The organism is Carboxylicivirga fragile, from assembly GCF_050589805.1.
Classification (GTDB): domain Bacteria; phylum Bacteroidota; class Bacteroidia; order Bacteroidales; family Marinilabiliaceae; genus Carboxylicivirga; species Carboxylicivirga fragile.
Genome location: NZ_JBNGOY010000001.1, coordinates 12326 through 32443 on the forward strand (window position 1 = coordinate 12326; position 20118 = coordinate 32443).

General features: G+C 37.9%; 23 protein-coding genes. 18 read left to right on the forward strand and 5 right to left on the reverse strand.

Translation table 11 applies throughout. From position 1 onward, the window contains the following. Positions 1-137: 137 nt before the first annotated feature. The 8 genes from ACRD7B_RS00050 to rimO all read left to right on the forward strand — a co-directional run bounded on the left by ACRD7B_RS00050 (position 138) and on the right by rimO (position 6920). The gene (locus ACRD7B_RS00050) at positions 138-827 is read left to right on the forward strand and encodes a transposase (protein WP_430822379.1); all 690 of its coding nucleotides are present in this window, start codon (positions 138-140) and stop codon (positions 825-827) included. 191 nt (positions 828-1018) lie between these two features. Further along, complete coding sequence (locus ACRD7B_RS00055; protein WP_430822380.1) at positions 1019-2254, forward strand: M48 family metallopeptidase; 1236 nt, start codon at positions 1019-1021, stop codon at positions 2252-2254. Between the two features lie 120 nt (positions 2255-2374). Beyond that, complete coding sequence (locus ACRD7B_RS00060) at positions 2375-3616, forward strand: competence/damage-inducible protein A (protein ID WP_430822381.1); 1242 nt, start codon at positions 2375-2377, stop codon at positions 3614-3616. Between the two features lie 206 nt (positions 3617-3822). After that, a complete protein-coding gene (rpmB, locus tag ACRD7B_RS00065) occupies positions 3823-4065 on the forward strand; it encodes a 50S ribosomal protein L28 (protein ID WP_430822382.1) in 243 nt (80 codons plus the stop codon). Between the two features lie 13 nt (positions 4066-4078). Continuing rightward, positions 4079-4267, forward strand: a complete 189-nt coding sequence (gene rpmG, locus ACRD7B_RS00070) for a 50S ribosomal protein L33 (protein ID WP_430822383.1) — start codon at positions 4079-4081, stop codon at positions 4265-4267. A 12-nt stretch (positions 4268-4279) separates the two neighbouring features. After that, positions 4280-4432, forward strand: a complete 153-nt coding sequence (locus ACRD7B_RS00075) for a DUF4295 domain-containing protein (RefSeq protein ID WP_430822384.1) — start codon at positions 4280-4282, stop codon at positions 4430-4432. 112 nt (positions 4433-4544) lie between these two features. Further along, entirely contained in the window at positions 4545-5495 is a 951-nt protein-coding gene (gene ftsY / locus ACRD7B_RS00080; RefSeq protein ID WP_430822385.1) for a signal recognition particle-docking protein FtsY, read from the forward strand. 120 nt (positions 5496-5615) lie between these two features. After that, positions 5616-6920 (forward strand): 30S ribosomal protein S12 methylthiotransferase RimO, encoded by a 1305-nt coding sequence (gene rimO / locus ACRD7B_RS00085; RefSeq protein ID WP_430822386.1) that lies wholly within the window; start codon positions 5616-5618, stop codon positions 6918-6920. Between the two features lie 62 nt (positions 6921-6982). Here rimO and ACRD7B_RS00090 read toward each other — a convergent pair whose 3' ends face one another. Next, complete coding sequence (locus tag ACRD7B_RS00090) at positions 6983-7438, reverse strand: META domain-containing protein (RefSeq protein ID WP_430822387.1); 456 nt, start codon at positions 7436-7438, stop codon at positions 6983-6985. 81 nt (positions 7439-7519) lie between these two features. Here ACRD7B_RS00090 and ACRD7B_RS00095 point away from each other — a divergent pair, with 81 nt between their 5' ends. The 4 genes from ACRD7B_RS00095 (at position 7520) to ACRD7B_RS00110 (ending at position 12475) form a co-directional block, all read left to right on the forward strand. Continuing rightward, positions 7520-8059, forward strand: coding sequence for a DUF8685 domain-containing protein (locus ACRD7B_RS00095; protein WP_430822388.1), 540 nt, complete (start codon positions 7520-7522; stop codon positions 8057-8059). Positions 8060-8242: 183 nt separating this feature from the next. After that, a complete protein-coding gene (locus ACRD7B_RS00100) occupies positions 8243-9346 on the forward strand; it encodes a DNA polymerase III subunit gamma/tau (protein WP_430822389.1) in 1104 nt (367 codons plus the stop codon). Positions 9347-9531: 185 nt separating this feature from the next. Beyond that, positions 9532-9978: a DUF8493 domain-containing protein gene (locus ACRD7B_RS00105; RefSeq protein ID WP_430822390.1), complete on the forward strand. Its 447-nt coding sequence runs from the start codon at positions 9532-9534 to the stop codon at positions 9976-9978. Between the two features lie 265 nt (positions 9979-10243). Beyond that, on the forward strand, positions 10244-12475 hold the full coding sequence (locus ACRD7B_RS00110; RefSeq protein WP_430822391.1) for an NADP-dependent isocitrate dehydrogenase: 2232 nt from the start codon (positions 10244-10246) through the stop codon (positions 12473-12475). A 95-nt stretch (positions 12476-12570) separates the two neighbouring features. On the opposite strand, the gene ACRD7B_RS00115 is transcribed toward ACRD7B_RS00110, so the two are convergent. Next, a complete protein-coding gene (locus ACRD7B_RS00115; RefSeq protein ID WP_430822392.1) occupies positions 12571-12804 on the reverse strand; it encodes a hypothetical protein in 234 nt (77 codons plus the stop codon). A gap of 235 nt (positions 12805-13039) precedes the next feature. On the opposite strand from ACRD7B_RS00115, the gene ACRD7B_RS00120 reads away from it, so the two are divergent. Further along, complete coding sequence (locus ACRD7B_RS00120; RefSeq protein ID WP_430822393.1) at positions 13040-13888, forward strand: penicillin-binding transpeptidase domain-containing protein; 849 nt, start codon at positions 13040-13042, stop codon at positions 13886-13888. Positions 13889-13940: 52 nt separating this feature from the next. Next, a complete protein-coding gene (locus ACRD7B_RS00125) occupies positions 13941-14417 on the forward strand; it encodes a DUF4199 domain-containing protein (RefSeq protein ID WP_430822394.1) in 477 nt (158 codons plus the stop codon). 2 nt (positions 14418-14419) lie between these two features. Here ACRD7B_RS00125 and ACRD7B_RS00130 read toward each other — a convergent pair whose 3' ends face one another. Further along, positions 14420-15367 (reverse strand): metallophosphoesterase, encoded by a 948-nt coding sequence (locus ACRD7B_RS00130; RefSeq protein WP_430822395.1) that lies wholly within the window; start codon positions 15365-15367, stop codon positions 14420-14422. A gap of 153 nt (positions 15368-15520) precedes the next feature. Between ACRD7B_RS00130 and ACRD7B_RS00135 the strand changes: the two genes are divergently transcribed. The 4 genes from ACRD7B_RS00135 to ACRD7B_RS00150 are packed head-to-tail and all read left to right on the forward strand — an operon-like array spanning position 15521 to position 18606. Continuing rightward, complete coding sequence (locus ACRD7B_RS00135; RefSeq protein WP_430822396.1) at positions 15521-16507, forward strand: glycosylasparaginase; 987 nt, start codon at positions 15521-15523, stop codon at positions 16505-16507. Positions 16508-16514: 7 nt separating this feature from the next. Continuing rightward, the gene (locus ACRD7B_RS00140) at positions 16515-17492 is read left to right on the forward strand and encodes a Gfo/Idh/MocA family protein (RefSeq protein ID WP_430822397.1); all 978 of its coding nucleotides are present in this window, start codon (positions 16515-16517) and stop codon (positions 17490-17492) included. A gap of 21 nt (positions 17493-17513) precedes the next feature. After that, a complete protein-coding gene (locus ACRD7B_RS00145) occupies positions 17514-18143 on the forward strand; it encodes a flavodoxin family protein (RefSeq protein WP_430822398.1) in 630 nt (209 codons plus the stop codon). Positions 18144-18192: 49 nt separating this feature from the next. Next, positions 18193-18606, forward strand: a complete 414-nt coding sequence (locus ACRD7B_RS00150) for an energy transducer TonB (protein ID WP_430822399.1) — start codon at positions 18193-18195, stop codon at positions 18604-18606. 44 nt (positions 18607-18650) lie between these two features. Here ACRD7B_RS00150 and ACRD7B_RS00155 read toward each other — a convergent pair whose 3' ends face one another. Beyond that, entirely contained in the window at positions 18651-19670 is a 1020-nt protein-coding gene (locus ACRD7B_RS00155) for a BamA/TamA family outer membrane protein (RefSeq protein ID WP_430822400.1), read from the reverse strand. A gap of 97 nt (positions 19671-19767) precedes the next feature. Beyond that, the gene (locus ACRD7B_RS00160; protein WP_430822401.1) at positions 19768-20118 is read right to left on the reverse strand and encodes a hypothetical protein; all 351 of its coding nucleotides are present in this window, start codon (positions 20116-20118) and stop codon (positions 19768-19770) included.

The window sequence follows — 20118 nt, forward strand, 5'->3', positions numbered from 1 at the left end:
CCGCCCCTTTCGGACTCCGGACTTCCAGTAAGATACATTAAGGTAAGACTCTGCGTTGCGCCCGGAATTACCAGTATTCTTGTTGCTTTTCCCTAAAGGCTTTCGTAACTTCTTGGATTTAATGATCCAAATCCCTAATGATGCACTTCGAAACAGGCCATTTATATCATGTTTACAACCAAGGTAATAATAGACAGGCTATTTTCTATAAAGCTGACAATTATCTGTATTTTCTAAATAAAATACGCTCTCACATTATACCGTATTGTGATATTCTGGCCTGGTGTTTAATGCCAAATCATTTTCATTTGATGGTAAGGGTGAATAAGTTGGAAGCAGAGATTCAAAGTCCGAGTACGACACGTAGTCGCACCCGGACTGAAAACGCAAGAATTGATTTGCTGCAAAAATCAAACTCATCGGATGACTTTTTGCAAGATGTAAATAGTCATCCGATGAGTAAGGGAAGAGCCATAAATCAATCCATTGCCATATTACTACGTTCTTACACCCGAGCTATAAACAAACAGGAAGGATTAAGTGGTTCGTTGTTTCGCCAAAAAACTAAGGCTGAATGTTTAACTTATGCCGATGGTATTCAACCGTCATTTTATGATAGCCATGCAGGAACAATTATTAATGTTGAACAAGCCGAAAAACAGTACCCTCAACTTTGCTATTCGTATATATTGAATAATCCTGTAAAAGCTGGTTTGGTAGCTAAAACTGAAGATTGGGAATATTCATCGGCTAAGGATGTAAAGAGTGTGCGTAATGGTAGTTTAATTAATAGGGAGGTGATTATGGAGTTTGGGCTGACTTTTTGACTAGTCCGAGCGGGACTAAAAGTCGCATCGGGAATGACTGAAACTCATCCGATGACTTTTACAAGCTGCCAATAGTCATCGGATGAGTATACTTTGCCGAGCAGCTCTTTCAGTCTCCGGACTTTCTCCTTCGGACTTATATTTAACTTCTTCCTTAAAAAACTATCTTTGCCCTCTTAAATTTTATAGCAATGAGTGCAGAACAAATGTTTTATCTGATTATAGGAATTATTAGTGTGCAGTTTGTTTTTGAGCAATGGCTCGATTATTTGAATAAAGGCCGCTGGCAAAGTCCTATTCCATCGGAATTAGAAGGTGTTTACGATGACGATAAATATAAAAAGCAACAAGCCTATCAAAAGGCCAATTTTGGCTTTGGTATGCTTAGCGAGTTTTTCAGTTTCGCTCTGATGATGGCGGTATTATTCGGCGGTGGTTTCGCCATTGTTAATGGCTGGGTAATGCAATGGAGCGATTCTGTAATTGTACAGTCCATCTTGTTTTTTGCCGTTATCGGAGGTATTTCAACCGTTCTTAATTTGCCCTTTAGTATTTATGGTACTTTTGTTATCGAAGAGCGTTTTGGTTTTAATAAAACCACGGTTAAAACATTTGTTTTAGATGCCATTAAGTCCATGCTACTAACAGCTCTTATTGGTGGACCCTTATTGGCTTTAATAATTTGGCTTTATGCCTCGGCAGGTTCATTGTTTTGGTTCTATGCCTGGTTGGTGAGCAGTGCTTTTATGATTTTTATGACCATGTTTTACACAACTCTCATTCTTCCACTTTTTAACAAGCAAACGCCTTTGGAGGCTGGAGAATTACGTGAAGCGATTGAGTCTTTTTCAGCGAAAGCAGGTTTTAAGCTTGATAATGTGTTTGTGATGGATGGTTCAAAGCGCAGCACCAAGGCCAATGCTTTTTTTAGTGGTTTGGGAAGCCGCAAGCGCATTGTGTTGTATGATACTTTGATCAATGATCTATCGACTGAAGAGATTGTGGCTGTATTGGCGCATGAAGTAGGGCATTATAAGTTGAAACATACCCTGTGGGGCACAATAAATGGCGTGTTGCAAACGGGTGTCATGTTGTTTCTTTTTGGTTTAGTGGTTAATTCACCATTGTTGTCGCAGGCTTTGGGTGTGAACCAACCAAATTTCCACATTGGTCTATTAGTTTTTGGCATTTTGTATTCGCCAGTATCCTTTCTTACTGGTATGTTCATGTCGCTTTTCTCACGAAAAAATGAATATGCTGCCGATGCTTATGCGGCCAGTTTTGGTTTAGGCGATGCATTAATTAGTGGTTTAAAAACCATTTCAGGTAATGCCTTGAGTAATTTAACGCCGCATCCAACATACGTATTTTTTCATTATTCACACCCGCCGCTTTTACAGCGAATTAAAGCGATAAAGGCTAAATAGCTTAAAGGAACGGTTCTTTATAACCATATTACCAATAGAGAACCGTTCCCTAGAACTAACCACTCTGGACTTCGGACAGCGGACTTATCTCAATCGGACTTCAGACTAATTGCAAAAAAAATGAAACTCGAAATAATAACCATAGGTAACGAATTACTGATTGGTCAGGTGGTTGATACCAACTCGGCTTGGATGGGGCAGACCCTCAATAATGAGGGCTTTGAAGTGGGGCGCATAACCTCCATTGAAGATGCCGCAAATGATATAAAATCTAGTTTAGATGAAGCTTTTTCAAGAGTAGATGTGGTTTTGATGACGGGCGGTTTAGGGCCAACTAAAGATGATATAACCAAACAAACCCTGGCTGATTATTTTGGTTCTAAATTGGTTTTTAATCAAACTGTTTACGACGATGTTTGTCGTTTTCTAAAGGGGCGTGTTGATTCAATTAATGACTTAAATAGGGGGCAGGCATTTGTTCCTGTAAATTGTGAAGCTATAAGTAATCCGGTGGGTACCGCGCCAATCATGTGGTTCAATCATAATGGCAAGGTGTTGGTTAGTATGCCTGGTGTGCCTGGTGAGATGAAGCAGGCCATGACCAGTGCAATTATACCAAGATTAAAGCAGCGTTATGAGACGGGCCATATCATTCATCGCACGGTTTTAGTTTTTAACGTACCAGAGGCTGTTTTGGCTGAGCAATTGGCAGATTGGGAAGAATCTATCCCCAATTATATTTCATTGGCTTATTTGCCTTCTCCGGGGCGTATTCGCTTGCGTTTAACGGCTAAAAGCACAAATGAAATACAAGCTAACGCCGATTTGGATAATTTAATGAGTAATCTAAGATCCATTATTGGAGATAGTATTTATGGTGAGGAAGATGTGGCTGTCGAAAATCTATTAGGAACTAAGCTTTTGCAAGTAAATAAAAGCCTAGCTGTGGCCGAAAGCTGTACAGGTGGGCACATGGGCCACCTGATAACCAGTATTTCTGGTAGTTCGGCTTACTTCAAGGGAGGTGTAATTGCCTACGAAAATTCAGTGAAAGAAAGCTTGTTGGGTGTTAGTATTCAAGATTTGGAAAAGTTTGGGGCTGTGAGTCGAGAGGTTGTTGAGCAAATGGCAATAGGGGTAAAAAAGGCCTTAAAGTCTGATTTTTCGCTAGCTACTTCAGGAATTGCAGGGCCAGGTGGTGGAACAGAGGATAAACCAGTTGGTACAGTGTGGGTTGCAGTGGCTGGAGACTTTGGTGTCATAAGTAAATGTTTCCGTTTTGGAAAAGTACGAGAACGTAACATTCAGCGAGCTGCGGAAACAGCAATGGTTATGTTGCTTAAGAAAATAGAAAAGAAGTAAGTGTAATTATATAATAAATTGTAATTTAGGTATTTTATGGAGATTATTGTATGTTTTAGTTTAATGATGAAATTAAATTTTAGGCAATCAATAATCTTAAATTTTATAAAAAATAAAACATTTGTAGTTGTACTATTTGTGTAATTGAATAAAAATGCCTTATTTTGCGCTCTGTTTGAAAAATGTATCCGAAAAACTGTTGAGAGATGTCAAGAGTATGTCAAATAACTGGTAAATCATTCATGGTGGGAAATAATGTTTCTCACTCGAAAAGAAGAACCAAGAGAAGATTCGATATTAATCTTTTCAAGAAAAAGTTTTTTTTACCTGAGGAAGATCGTTGGGTAAACCTTAGAGTATCCGCAGCTGGTTTGCGTATGATCAACAAAGTTGGTTTGTCAGCAGCCCTTAAAGGAGCTAAGGATAAAGGTTTTATTGCTAACTATTAATAAGGCGTAAAAAATGGCTAAAAAATCAAAAGGTAACCGCGTTCAGGTTATTTTGGAGTGCACAGAGCACAAAGAAAGCGGACAGCCGGGAACAAGCCGGTATATCACCGTAAAGAACAGGAAGAATACTCCTGATCGTATGGAAATTAAGAAGTATAATCCGATATTGAAGCGTGTTACTGTACACCGCGAAATCAAATAAAACTGATTAATCATGGCTAAGAAAGCAGTTGCATCGTTACAAAAAGGCGAAGGTAAAGGTCACACAAAAGTGATCAAGATGGTTAAATCTCCAAAAACTGGCGCGTATACGTTCCGTGAAGAGATTGTACCTAATGAAATGACAAAAGAGTATTTCAAGAAATAAGGTTCATTGAACCGCTCAACTTAAAAGCTTCCTTATATGAGGGAGCTTTTTTGTATTAATACTTTATTGATGGCAAATCAATGCTTATATTCGTCCATTAAATAATTGATTTATGGGTATTTTCGGAAGTTTCTCCAAGGCTAAGAAAGAAAGCCTGGATAAAGGACTCGCCAAAACAAAGGAAAGTGTACTTAAAAAGCTAACCCGTGCTGTGGTTGGTAAAACCAAGGTTGATGATTCAGTATTGGATGATCTGGAAGAGATTTTGATTACTTCCGATGTTGGTGTGGATACTACTTTAAAAATTATTGAACGCATCGAAAGTCGCGTTGCTCAAGATAAATTCTTAAGTACTTCAGAGTTGAACAATATTCTTCGCGAGGAGATTGTTGAATTATTATCCGAAAATACCAGCGAAAGGGCGATTGATTTTGAATTGCCAGAGAGTGACGATCCTTATGTGATTATGGTAGTTGGTGTTAATGGTGTTGGTAAAACCACTACCATTGGTAAATTGGCTAGTAAGTTCAAAAAAGCTGGTAAAAAAGTAGTGCTTGGAGCTGCTGATACCTTTCGAGCTGCTGCCATTGATCAATTGGTGGTGTGGGCCGAACGAGTTGATGTGCCAATTATAAAACAAAAAATGGGGTCCGATCCAGCTTCTGTTGCTTTCGATTCTTTATCTGCAGCTAAGAGTCAGGGGGCTGATGTAGTTATAATTGATACCGCTGGGCGTTTGCACAATAAGATTAATCTTATGAGTGAGCTAACTAAGGTAAAGCGTGTGATGCAAAAGGTAGTAACTGATGCGCCTCATGAAGTACTATTGGTATTAGATGGTTCAACAGGACAGAATGCTTTTGAACAAGCTAAGCAGTTTACTAAAGCTACTGAAGTATCTGCACTAGCTATTACTAAGCTTGATGGGACAGCTAAAGGTGGTGTTGTAATTGGTGTATCTGATCAATTCAGCATCCCGGTGAAGTACATTGGTATTGGCGAAGGCATTGATGATTTGCAGGTCTTCGATCGAAACGAATTTGTTGATTCCTTATTTAAATAAGAATATTAGCTGTTTTTGTATGAACAATTTGTAATACAAAAGCTTATAGTTAAAATATTACGGATGCCATCTTTATATGCATTATGCTGATAAAGATGGCATCCTTATAAAATTAAAGCGATGGCGAAAAGTAAAAAGGTGGATGTGGTAACGATGGGCTGCTCCAAAAATTTGGTAGATAGTGAGTTTTTGATTCGTCAGTTTAAAGCCAATAACATTCAAGTGGCACACGATCCAGAAACACCGGATAGTGAGGTGGCCATTGTTAATACCTGTGGATTTATTGGCGATGCCAAGGAAGAATCCATTGATACCATATTGGAATTTGTTGAAGCTAAGAAGCGTGGAGATATCAAACAACTCTATGTTATGGGTTGTTTGTCGGAGCGCTATCCAGGGCAGTTAAAGAAGGAATTGCCCGAGGTGGATAAGTTCTTTGGTAAATTCGATTGGAAAAACATTATTTCTGAGGTGGGTGCCACTTATCGTCGTGATTTGATGAACGAACGCTCGTTGACAACACCTGCTCATTATGCCTATTTAAAGGTTTCTGAGGGATGTAACCGAACTTGTAGTTATTGTGCCATTCCATTGATTACTGGTAAGCATCAGAGCCGTAAAATGGAGGATTTGCTGGATGAAGCAAAGCGCTTGAGAGATACTGGTGTAAAAGAATTGCAAGTGATTGCTCAGGATTTATCGTTTTACGGTTACGATTTATATAAAGATTACAAGCTGCCTCAGTTGGTTGATGGTTTAGCAAAGATTGATGGCATTGAATGGATTCGTTTGCATTATGCTTACCCAGCTGGTTTTCCTTTGGATGTACTAAAGGTGATGCACGATAAACCTAAGGTGTGTAATTATCTGGATATTGCTTTACAGCATATCAGTGATAACATGTTGGAGCTAATGCGTCGTAATGTGCGTAAGAGCCAGACCTATCGTTTGATTGAAGAAATGCGTAAGCAAGTGCCGAATATTCACCTTCGTACCACATTTATCACAGGACATCCTGGTGAGACAGTGCAGGATTTTGCTGAGATGGAGCAATTCGTTAAAGATGTTCGTTTTGAGCGCTTGGGTGTTTTTCCATATTCTCATGAGGATGATACCTATGCTTTTAAGAAATATCAGGATGATGTGCCGGAAGAAGTGAAGCAAGAACGTGCCGATCGCATTATGGAGATTCAAAATGGAATTGCGGCGGAGCAAAACAGAGAGAAGATTGGAAAATCTTTAAAAGTGATTATTGACCGTGAGGAAGGCGATTACTACATTGGTCGTACCGAGTATGATTCGCCTGAGGTTGATCAGGAAGTTTTATTGCATAAAGAAGATAATAAGGAGCTAGTACCAGGCGAGTTTTACGATGTGGAGATTACCGACTCGGAAGACTATGATCTATTTGGTATCGCGAAATAAATAATATAAGGATCGCATCTTAGTATGTCATACACACATAAAGATGCGATCCTTATATTGACTTATTTCTCTTTCAATTGAAATTCCATAAATACCTTTCCTTCTTTCGATAAAAGCAGTTTATTGCCAATTATGCGATAGTCTACATCTCCTTCGAGTAATTTAAAAAACTCAGTTTCAGGTACGCCATCACAGTACATTTTAGTGCTCATAAACATGCCAAATGTGATGCTTGATTCGCCTACCTTGGCGTTGCCACCAAAGGAATTACACCCACTGTTTCCGCCTATGCTGCCCTTTTCTTTGTTAATTGTAATATGCGGTGTTGTATTAACGAAACCAGCTTCTTTGGCTGCTTTGCCATTAAAAGTAAGTAGCTCCCATTGATTATTTTCAATCAGCATTATAGAAGCTTTTTCCACTTGCGTATTTGCTTTTTTCTGTGAGTTGGTTTCTTTTGTTGAAGCACAACTAATTAGAAGGCTGATGCTCAATATGGCGAAAAAATAATTCTTCATGTTCTTCATTTTTATTATTGTTTAAGTAAATTAGTCATAAAAATCATGCCAAACTATTTCACAAGTTAAACAATACTTACTATGGATACAATAGATATTAAAATAGGTACAAGAGTTGAGCATCCAAGATACGGAGAAGGGATAATTGCGCATATTAATTTGGGTGCTTATGTGGTGTTTTTTGAGGATGGAGGTAAAATGGAGATTGCCAAGACAAGCACAAACTTAACAATTCTTGAAAGTCCGGATGAAGGAAGGATAGAGGCTGTGACAGCTCGTGAGTTGCGCCAGGCAGTAGCATCTGTGTTGGATGAATATGGAAGTTTACCAGCCGAAGTTGAGTTGGGCGAGAAATGGATTGGTGGTAAGGTGATGTTGCATCCTTCCAATGATTCGCTTCAGCCTAAAGAAATACCAATGGATGTGTTTTTTAAGAAAATAGTAATGGTTCGTGATCGCTTACGTGTATTGGAGCAGAATATCAACTCTTCTGCGTCGCTTAACGATGAGGAAAAAGTGCACATTCAGCAATACATAACTCGTGCCTATGGTAGCTTAACTACTTTTAATGTCTTGTTTTCCGAAAAGGAAGATTACTTTAAGGGAAGTGGTAAAAAATAAAGCTAAAAGCTATTAGCCGATAGCTATTAGCTTTTTTCCATTTGTTAATAACTTCTTATTAGCGTCATTGCTCAAAGTTTTCAGAAATGATATATTTGTGCTGCTATAAGAATCAATTGTTTTAATAGTTTTTAAGGCTGTAAATCACTACTGCCTTCTGGCTAACGACTAACAAGCTATAGAATGGAATATATTGTTTCGGCGAGGAAATACAGACCTGCAACATTCAAATCAGTTGTAGGACAAGGTAATATTACCACTACACTTAAAAATGCCATTAAGAGTGATCATTTGGCGCACGCCTACCTCTTTTGTGGTTCGCGTGGTGTTGGTAAAACGACCTGTGCTCGTATTTTCGCTAAAACCATTAACTGTTCTAATGTAAGCGAAGATTTTGAGGCTTGTAATGAATGTGAGTCGTGCTTGTCGTTTAATGATAATCGCTCGTATAACATTCATGAGTTAGATGCAGCCAGTAATAACTCGGTCGATGATATTCGTAGTCTGATTGATAAGGTACGTGTTCCTCCTCAATTGGGATCTTATTCGGTGTATATTATCGACGAGGTTCATATGTTATCTCAAGCGGCATTTAATGCATTTCTTAAGACATTAGAGGAACCGCCTAGGCATGCCATTTTTGTTTTGGCAACCACCGAAAAGCACAAGATTCTTCCGACCATCTTATCGCGTTGTCAAATTTTTGATTTCAACCGAATTACCATTGGTGATGCTGTTGGTCATCTTAAATATGTGGCTGAAAGTGAAGGTGTAAAAGTGGAAGAGGAAGGTTTGGCTGTGGTGGCTCAAAAAGCTGATGGTGCCATGCGCGATGCCTTGTCAATCTTCGATCAGATTGTTGCTTTCTCAGGAAAAGATATTTCATATAAGCAAGTGATTGAGAATCTTAATGTTCTCGATTACGACTATTACTTTAAGTTGACTGATGCCTTCTTAAAGGAGGATTACAAGCAAGCTTTGTTAGTACTTAACGATGTGTTGTTAAAGGGTTTCGATGCCCAACATTTCATGGCTGGCTTAAATAGTCATATGCGCGATTTGTTAATGTGTCGTGATGTATCCACAGCAGGTTTGCTGGAAGTGGGACAGAGTACCAAAGAAAAATACTTGGCTCAGGCACAGAATTGTTCGGTCGATTTTCTCTATGAAGCCTTAAAGATTATCAACGATAGCGAACAGCAGTATCGCGCAGCTAAGAATAAGCGTTTACACATCGAATTTGCACTAATTCGCTTGTCACGTATTGTGACTCAAAAAAAAAACTAGAGTCGTCTGATGAGCTTATTCCGATCATAACTGTTGGAAAAGCAAAACCAAAGGCAAAGGTTTCAAAGCCGGCAAAGCCAAGTGCTGAATCACAAATTAAGATCCCGGCTTCTCCGCAGGCAAATAAGTCAGTTAATACCAGACCAGGATTAAAATCTTTCTCGCTTAAAAGTTTATCTCAAAAGGTGCAAGCACCTGCTACTTCAACTAAAAGTGTAAAAGAAGAAGTAAAAGAGGAGATACCTGTTGACATGTCGTGGAACGATGTGGTTACACAGGAAAAGCTCGATGATTCGTGGCGCAAGTACAGTAAGAATTATCAGAATACTAACCCCCGACTATATAGTATTTTAGATAATCATACACCAACTCTGGTTGGTGAAAAGCAACTAAAAATTCTTTTAAGGAACAAGACGCAAGAAAATGAACTGTTGAAAGAGAAATCGGTAATAACTGGTTTTTTAAAGCGAAGTTTGAAAAATGCGCACCTTACTTTGGATTTTGAGATTGCAAGCAGTGATAATGCTGGACCTAAGAAAGCCTTTACTGTTGCTGATAAATTTAAATTAATGGCTGAAAAAAATCCGGCATTAATGGGTTTTAAAAAGGAATTTGGTCTGGATTTGGAATAAGGAATAATAACTAACCAGTTACAATTTTAACAAATAAATTACTTTTATTGCATTTTATCTATAAGTAAATAAGGAACTTGTGCTTATTAGAGAAAAAAATACGTAATAAAAACAAATGTCATGTTGTAAATTCAATTATTCGTTTAGATTTGATCCGTCATATTTAAATGGCAAAATTTAAACAATAATTCTAATTGCTCTAAACACATGGTGCTGATTAAATGTTTATTAAGTCATGCATTCATAATTGAAAAGTTGAACTAAAATGGGAACACAAAATTCGAAAATCATTTACACCAAAACGGACGAAGCGCCGGCTTTGGCAACGTATTCTTTACTGCCTATAGTTGAGGCTTTTACCAAGTCAGCAGGTGTTGTGGTTGAAACCCGAGATATTTCTTTAGCGGGTCGTATCATTGCTCATTTTCCGGAGTATTTGAAAAAAGAACAGCAAATTGCGGATGCTTTAGCTGAGCTAGGAGAATTGGCAAAAACACCAGAAGCTAATATTATTAAACTACCTAACATTAGTGCATCAATTCCACAGTTGCAAGCTGCCATTAAGGAATTACAGGCAAAGGGTTACAACCTTCCTGAGTATCCTGAAGAGCCTAAAACAGATGAAGAGAAGGCTGTACGCGCACAATACGATAAGATTAAAGGTAGTGCTGTAAATCCAGTATTGCGCGAAGGTAATTCGGATCGTCGTGCTCCAAAGGCTGTTAAGAACTATGCCAAGAAAAATCCACATTCGATGGGAGCTTGGTCGGCCGACTCAAAATCGCACATTGCAAGCATGAGTGAGGGTGATTTCTTTGGAAGCGAGAAGTCGCTAACTATGAAAGAAGCCGATAAAGTTAGCATTGAATTTGTTGCAGCTGATGGTGCTAAAAAAGTATTGAAACCTGAGGTAGCTCTTCAGGCGGGTGAAATCATTGATGCTGCTGTTTTGAGTAAAAATGCTTTACGTGCTTTCTTAAGCAAAGAGATAGAAGCTGCTAAGCAGGAGGATGTTTTGCTCTCAGTGCATCTTAAAGCAACCATGATGAAGGTTTCTGACCCAATTATTTTTGGTCTGGTGGTTGAAGTATTCTTCGAAGATGTATTTGCTAAATACGGTCAGTTGTTCGAAGAATTAGGTATAACTGCTAACAATGGTTTGGGTGATGTTTATACTAAAATCGTTAACCTTCCTGAAGCACAGCGCACAGAAATAGAAACCGCCATTCAAGATGTTTATAAAAAACGTCCTGAGTTGGCCATGGTAAATTCTGATAAGGGAATTACTAACTTGCACGTTCCAAGTGATGTTATCATCGATGCTTCGATGCCAGCAGCTATTCGTACTTCAGGTCAGATGTGGGGGCCTGATGGGCAATTAAAAGATACAAAGGCCATTATTCCGGATCGTTCGTACGCTGCCGTTTATCAGGCTACCATTGATTTCTGTAAGAAGAATGGTGCGTTTGATCCTTCTACAATGGGAAGTGTGTCCAATGTTGGTTTGATGGCTAAAAAAGCCGAGGAATATGGTTCGCACGATAAGACTTTCCAAATGTCGGCTGCCGGTACGGTAAATGTTGTTAACTCAAAAGGTGAGGTGCTAATTTCACAATCGGTTGACGAAGGTGATATTTTCAGAATGTGTCAGGTGAAAGATGCTCCAATTCAGGATTGGGTTAAGTTGGCTGTGAACCGTGCTAAGGCAACAGGTGTACCTGCTGTTTTCTGGTTGAATAGTGAACGAGCACACGATGCACAATTAATTGAAAAGGTGAATGCTTATTTGCCAAATCATGATACTACTGGTCTGGAAATCTTAATTATGTCACCTGAGAAAGCGACTAACTTCTCATTGGATCGTATTAAAGAAGGACTTGATACAATTTCGGTAACTGGTAATGTGTTAAGAGATTACCTAACTGATTTGTTCCCAATATTAGAGGTTGGCACAAGTGCTAAAATGCTGTCTATTGTTCCGTTGATGAATGGCGGTGGTTTATTCGAAACTGGCGCAGGTGGTTCCGCTCCTAAGCATGTTCAACAATTTGAGCAAGAAGGTCATTTACGTTGGGACTCATTGGGTGAATTCCTGGCATTGGCTGTTTCATTGGAGCATTTAAGTAATGCGAACGGAAATGCTAAGGCCCAGATTATTGCTGAAACTTTAGATGAAGCTACTGGTAAGGTGTTGGACGAGAGAAAGTCGCCATCACGTAAGGTGAATGAGTTGGATAATAGAGGTAGTCATTTTTACCTGGCGCTTTATTGGGCTGAGGCTTTGGCTAAGCAAACCAAAGATGTTGATTTGAAAGCTGTATTCGCTAACGTTTACAACGAGCTTGCTGCTAACGAAGCAACGATTGTTGATGAGTTGAACGCTGCTCAAGGTAAGGCTGTGGATGTTGGTGGTTACTTCCAACCAGTAAACGAACTGGCATCGAAAGCTATGCGCCCAAGTGCAACTTTTAATGCAATACTTGATAAATTAGCTTAATAATTATTGAGCTTAAACTAACATAGAAAGGCCTGCTTAAGATTTATTAAGCAGGCCTTTTGTTTTAAATTTTTTCTTAAGGTTTAATTTAAACCTTAATTTCCAGGATAATAACCAATGAGGTTATTTTCGGCATATAATTCAATTTGGTTTTTAGTTCCTTCTTGAACTTGAAATTTGAAACCAGGATTTCTTTTAGCTATAAATTGATGTAAGCGCTTTATTAATTGCGATGTTTTATACTGTTTACGGCTCGACAAATAGTTGTCAAGCGCTAACAAAAAGGAAATCTGGCTCTTCTTCGCTACTGGTGTTATGTATAAATTCATAAGCTTCCTTTTAAGTGATTACTGTTAATATATTTCCTTATACTGACTTATTTTAAATAAGTTATAAATTTTATAAACAATTTTCATTCCAAACTAAGAAAAAGCATAAAATAAATGTTAAATAATATCAATAATGTATTTAAACATATCCTTCTAATTATTAATAATCAAATGTTTGTACTCTTAAATGTATTTTTGTAATATTGATAGAGTAAGTTCAATAAAAAATATTTCTATGCGTTCTTTTTCATTTAAAATGCTGGTTTTGGTGCTAATAAGTATGGCATTTCTTTCTGCAGTGGCCCAAGAAAGAGAGATACAAATAGCAAGGTTGTTTAAAGGTGTAGATGGCTGTTTTTTGATTACTAAAGTAGATAATACGGAGCAATACTATTACAATAAGCCGCAGTGCCTACAAGTGTATTCGCCTTGTTCTACATTTAAAATTGCAAACTCCCTAATTGCCTTACAAACGGGTGTTGCCACAGGTGCTGATTTTGTTATAAAATGGGATAGTATCCGTAATCCCAAAGAACCTTGGATGGCAGAAAAGCTTCCATTTAAATATTGGATGCAGGATCATACGCTCGAAACAGCCTTTAAAAACTCGGTGGTGTGGTACTATCAGGAATTGGCCCGTCGTATTGGTGAAACGAAAATGGAGGAGCTAATTAATAGAATTGCCTATGGAAATAATGATATATCCAGTGGCATTGACAAGTTTTGGTTATGTGGTTCTATGAAAGTATCTGCAAAAGAGCAGGTGCGGTTTTTACGTCAGTTCTATAATAATAAAATAACAGGTATCGAAGAGAAGCATATTCAGACGGTTAAGGGCATCATGCTTTATGAAACGGGAGATAATTATAAATTATATGGAAAAACTGGAGGAGGCCGTTGTTCTGAAGAAGGTGTTATTGGCTGGTATATAGGGTTTATCGAATGCGAAAAAGGAGCCTATGCGTTTGCTATGAATATGAAAGCTAAAAGTTTTGCTGCTTTCGATAATAATAGGAGGATTGAAGTAACAAAGGAAATACTAAAAGAGCTAGGTTGTATAAAACTTGAAGAAACACTCAACTAAAGCAAGCTTATTTTGTTGTTAATTAGGAGTATTCGTTAAAAAAATTAATGATATGAAGAAAATAGCCGTAGAGATTAAATGGGGAATAGTATTTTTTGCTGTAATAATATTGTGGACAGTTTTTGAAAAACTAATGGGCTGGCACGATGTCAATATAGAACAGCATCGTATTTACTCGAGTTTCTTTGCATTGCCTGCAATTGCTATCTACGTATTGGCCTTGATCGATAAAAGAAAGCGTGATTATGGCAACAAAATGACATGGGTACAAGGGTTTATGACTGGTTTAATTATTGCTGTAATTGTAGCAATCTTAAGTCCACTAGGGCAATTACTTACGCACGAGTACCTTTCTCCTGAATACTTTTCAAATGTAATTGCCTATGTTGTTAAAACTGGTGAAATGAACCAAGTTGATGCCGAGGCCTATTTCAATCTGAAGAGTTACATTATAATGAGTATTAAAGGAGCTATAATGATGGGTGTTTTAACATCAGCAGTAGTAGCCTTATTTGTTCGTAAGAAATAGGTTTACTTTTTATCAATAAAAACAAAATTCTCTTCATCAATGGCTTGATTAAACTCGTGGCGATAAGCTGCGAGTTTACCACCATTGGCAACACAGGCATCAACACAACATATGTTTTTTGCCGGGATTAGTTTTTCCATTCCTGCGCAATAATGACCAATAAATACTGTTTTGGCATTCTCCGGATATACCTTATAATTAGAGATGATTTCGGAAGGAATGGTGTAATTAGGCAATGAAAACTTATTGCCATAACTTAAACTTCTGAATGTTTGTCCATGGGGCGCTAACCACCATTTTACCCGGAAGTTACGGCGCGTTATATTATTGGAATCCTTAATTATTAAATCATCAGGCAGATTAAATTCAATGCCTTTAATGGTTTCCATAAAAGGGCGATACAATAAAGTGTCTTTTTTAACAGCTTCCTTCAAATGTTTTTTTCGTAATCGGCCACCCTCATACAATTGATGTAACTGAGTTATGTGCTGATCATTCCAATAGGCATGCACAACACGTATGTCGTCCAGATTTAAATAGAGGGGAAGTGTTCTCATCCATTTAATATCATGCATGAGACTTTCCAAATCCTTACCATATTCAAATGCAAATCTATCAAGTAACTTACGATTGCCGTTGCTTGGCATTTTAATAGGTCTGCCATCACTTCTTTTCGTGAAATAAGTAATGGCATTTATTTCATGGTTACCCAATATGGCACGTGCAGCACCATTTTCGACCATTTCGCGAATGCAACTGATAACTTCTCTACTATTGGAGCCGCGATTGATGAAATCACCAATAAATACAGCAATTCTATTTTCTTTGTGCGACCAGTAGCCATTCTCACTTGAGTAGCCGAGCTTTTGCAACATTAATTTCAATTCGCCATAATAGCCATGGATATCTCCAATAATATCGTATCCTATTTTTGTAATGTCAGCATTCATGGGTTTGGTAAGCTTTGTTGATCAATTTTCTGTACATTTGATTTCAGGCATTAAAAATAGATATTCTTACAAGAGTGCAAAAGAAGCATCAAAGATTTATCTTGATGATATGCGAAATACTTTGTAATTTAACTTTACTCAAAATAAAAACAGATGGGCTCACGACGTAACTTTATAAAAAAGGCTGGTTTGGCTTCCTTGGCTTTAGTCTCTGTAAATCAATCAAAGGCATCCATGGCTAAAGGTTTAAGAGATGGAGCTAAGAGCTCACGTTTTCCTTTGGTTATTTCAACCTGGAATAATGGAATAGATGCCAATGTAAAAGCTTGGGAAGTTTTAAAAGCTGGAGGGAGAGCTGTCGATGCCGTGGAGCAAGGTGTCCGCGTTGTGGAAGCAAATCCTGATGACATGAGTGTTGGTTATGGTGGACGTCCTGATCGTGATGGTGTTGTAACGCTCGATGCCTGCATTATGGATGAACATGGTAATGCTGGTTCTGTTTGTGCCTTACAAAATATTATACATCCCATTTCTGTTGCGCGAAAAGTGATGGATGAAACTCCACACGTGATGTTGGCAGGAGATGGTGCCTTGCAATATGCCAGAGAATGTGGTTTTAAAGAGGAGGATTTACTTACCGAGAAGGCTAAAAAGGAATGGATAGAATGGCGTAAAACATCGGAATATAAACCATTAATTAATATTGAAAACCACGACACCATTGGCATGTTAGCGCTGGATGAACAAGGAAATGTTTCAGGTGCATGCACAACCAGTGGTTTAGCGTATAAAATGCATGGTCGGGTTGGCGACAGCCCGATCATTGGTGCTGGCATGTATTGCGATAACGAGGTTGGCGGTGCAGTGGCCACTGGCATGGGCGAGTTAGTCATGAAAACCTTGGGCTCATTTTTAGTGGTTGAACTCATGAATCAGGGTTATAGCCCGCAAGATGCTGTTGAAGAAGCGATCGCCAGAATAGTGAAAAAAATACCAGGCTATCAGGATTTTCAAATTGGGTATCTGGCCATTAATAAAAAGGGTGAGGTGGGAGCTTATAGTTTGCATAAGGGCTTTAATTACGCACTTTATGCAGACGATAAAAACCAACTAATCGATTCGAATTATTACTTGAAGTAGTTGAAAGATGATAAAACAAGTTAAGTGGGGAATAATAGGTTGTGGTAACGTAACGGAAAAGAAGAGTGGTCCAGCCTTTAATCAGGTTGAAGGAAGTAGTTTGCAGGCAGTTATGCGACGTGATTTGAATCTTGTTCAGGATTATGCCGAGCGGCATCATGTACCACAATGGACCAATAATGCCGATTCGTTAATACACAACGATGAAGTAAATGCTATATACATAGCTACTCCTCCTGGTTTGCATGCCGAATATGCCATTAAAGCTATGAAAACTGGCAAACCGGTATATGTTGAAAAACCAATGGCTGCTACTTATGAGCAGTGTGAGGAGATGCTGCGGGTAAGTAAGGAAACAGGAATGCTAATATTTGTGGCATACTACAGGCGTTCCTTACCAGGTTTCTTGAAAGTAAAGGAGTTAATTGAAGATGATATAATAGGGCGTGTATTATATGTAAATATGCGTTTAACACGACCAGCTACCAAAGACGAAGTTTCGGGAAATCCCTGGCGCTTAAAGAAGGACTTGGCCGGCGGTGGTATATTTTACGATTTAGCTTCGCATCAGTTGGATTATTTGGATTTCCTTTTTGGCCCCGTAGTTGAAGCCAATGGAATAGTAAGCAACCGTAGTGGATTGTATGATGTTGAAGATACCATTAGCGCATCGTTACGATATGAGAATGGTGTTATAGCCAATGGTCTATGGTCTTTTGTAACATCAATTGATGCCAAAGAGGATGTGATGGAAGTAATTGGTAGTAAAGGAAAAATTGTGTTTTCAGCTTTTGCCCATACGCCTATTTATTTACACATTAACGGTGAAGTAATTGAATTTCCATATTTAAACCCTGACCATATTCAATATAATTTGATTAATCAGCTTGTAAATACTATTATGGGAAAGGGAACTTGTATAAGTACTGGTGAATCAGCAGCACGTACCAATAAAGTGATGGAACAGATCGTTTATAAAAAATAATTTCAAAAAGATAAGAATATAATGAAGGTAATAGCTATAAATGGAAGTCCGCGAAAGAAAGGAAATACTTATCAGGCACTAAAGATGGTAACGGATGTATTGGAGCAAGAAGGGATTGAGGTTGAAATTTTACAATTAGGAGCACAAGAAATAAAAGGCTGTACTGGTTGTAATGCATGTTTTAAAAGTAGAAATGAGCAATGCATTATCAAAGATGATTCAGTGGATGAATTCATACAGAAGATGAAAGAGGCAGATGGCATATTACTTGGTTCACCTGTGTATTGGGCGGCCATTAATGGTACCATGAAAAGTTTTTTAGATCGTGTGTTTTATGTGGCAGGTGCTAATGGTGGACTGTTTCGTCATAAAGTTGGGGCGGCAGTTGTTTCGGTTAGACGTACGGGAGGAATACCTGCTTTTCAGACTTTAAATCAATACTTGCAATACAGCGAAATGTTTATGCCAGCATCTAACTATTGGAATGTATTACATGGTAACAAACCTGGCGAAGTGCAGGATGACGTGGAAGGCCAGCAAATAGCACGTATACTTGGTAAAAACATGGCTTTTCTTTTAAAGGCTGTTGAGCAGAGTAAAGATTTGTTGCCAGCACCTGAGAATAAAGAATGGACGAGTTTTATTAGATAAAAATTTGTAGAAATATAATATGAGCAAAGTTTGTGTCACTATAGTTTTAATGACTTTACTTTTACCTTTTACTATCATTGGGCAGCATGCGGATTCCATAGAACAAGATTCCATCGCGAAAATTGACACTTTGTATGGAAAGCAAGTTTACAATATTGTTGAAGATATGCCTGAATTTCCGGGAGGTGAAAGTGAGTTAAGAAAGTATTTAGCATCGAATATTAGCTTTGATACAAGTAAGGAAAATATTAATAGTCGTGTGTATGTGACTTTTATTATTGATACTAATGGAACAGTTGTCAATGCAAGTATTGTTCAACAAAAGAATCCAGACAAATTAACAGCTCTTGAAGAAAGCTTACTAGATATTGTAAAGTCTATGCCCGATTGGATACCTGGTGAGCACTTTGGTGAGAAAGTATCGGTTAGATATACGATTCCATTAAATATCCATCTTCAATAATTAATCTTGGGCAAAGAAAACTATTTGAGCTTGTACACTATATTTTAAAACGATTCAGATAAACTAAAATAAACATTGGCACTGTTTCTTCCAAAAGCAACATCAAGTGCCAGGTTTATTTTAAATTTCTGGAAAAAGCGATAGCGTATACCTGCACCAATGGAGTAGAGACCTAAGTTTTCTTTAATTTGATTTGGTTGATCAAATAACCATCCATATCCTAGAAAACCAACTGTACCCCAACGATCGCTAAACATCCATCGGTATTCAGATTGCAAACTAATAATAGATGAGTTTAAATAATGCCCAGTAATATAACCTCTTAGTATTGGGGAGGCTCCCGGGGAGGCCATTTCGTGTAAAGGTAAATCACCAATACCCAATTGAGTATACAATCGGCTTGCAATTATTTTATCTCCATTACCATCAAGTTTTTGATAGGTAGATATACCCGCAGTTATCTTATTAAAATCATAGGAGTATGATTTAGATGGAAGAAGACTCTCGAAAGAAAGTGTGCTAAACCAACCTTCGATAGGATAAAAAATATCGTCTCGACTGTCGTGCGAAAGTTTAATACCTGGTGTGTGATACCAGTGATATTCATTCTGATAAGGCTGTGAAACTCCTACTTCTTCCTGTTTTAAGTAGTTGCTACTGAAGATGGGACCAATGTAAAAATGGCGACGTGCTAATACCAGAAATGACAAATTAGAAACAAAACCTTCAAATTTTATTTCTCGATAATCATCCTTGGATGCGGTAATGTTATTGTACAATTTAAAGTTCATTGATGCATAAGCAGCAAAGGCATCAATCCAAAAGCGATTACGATTAAGGTATAAGGTTTGTTTAAGACCAGCCAACCATCTGCCAGTAAAATTAAAGTAAATGATGCCTTGAGAAGTTGAAGGTTTCGTTTCGGGGTGGAAGCCTTTGGGGCGATAGATAAATACAGGTAAAACAGCAATACCGGCACCAAAAGCAGGATTAAATACAGGAGCTGGAATTATTCCAACATCTTTTTCCAAGGAAGTTGTTACCAGTGAATCGATGGAGTCCATGGTTTTTTTTATGGGCACCTGCGCAGCGGATGGTAAGGAAAAGCAAAAAGCAAATGCCCAAATAGTAAGGGTTCCCCCAAAATTTAGTAGTCTCTTGTTACTTAATGCTTTTAATATCATCCTCAATATTCCCATTCTTTAATTCGATGTGTTTTAGTATTAACATTAAAAAACCAGCAATAAAACAAATGGAGCTTAATAAATTGCTTATACTTAATACGGTTTCTAAATAATAACCCTCTCGTAATTTATCAAGAAAGCTCCAATTATATGGCAAAATAAATAAATGCATCATTAAAATACAAAGGCTTAAACCGGAGCCAATGCTTAATAGCAAGGCATCAAAGCTTTTAACTTTGAAATAATAATACAAACAGCAAATGAAGATGATAAGTTGCGGAAGAAGGAATTTAAAATTCCCTAAGAAATCGAGTTGTGATGCATCCAT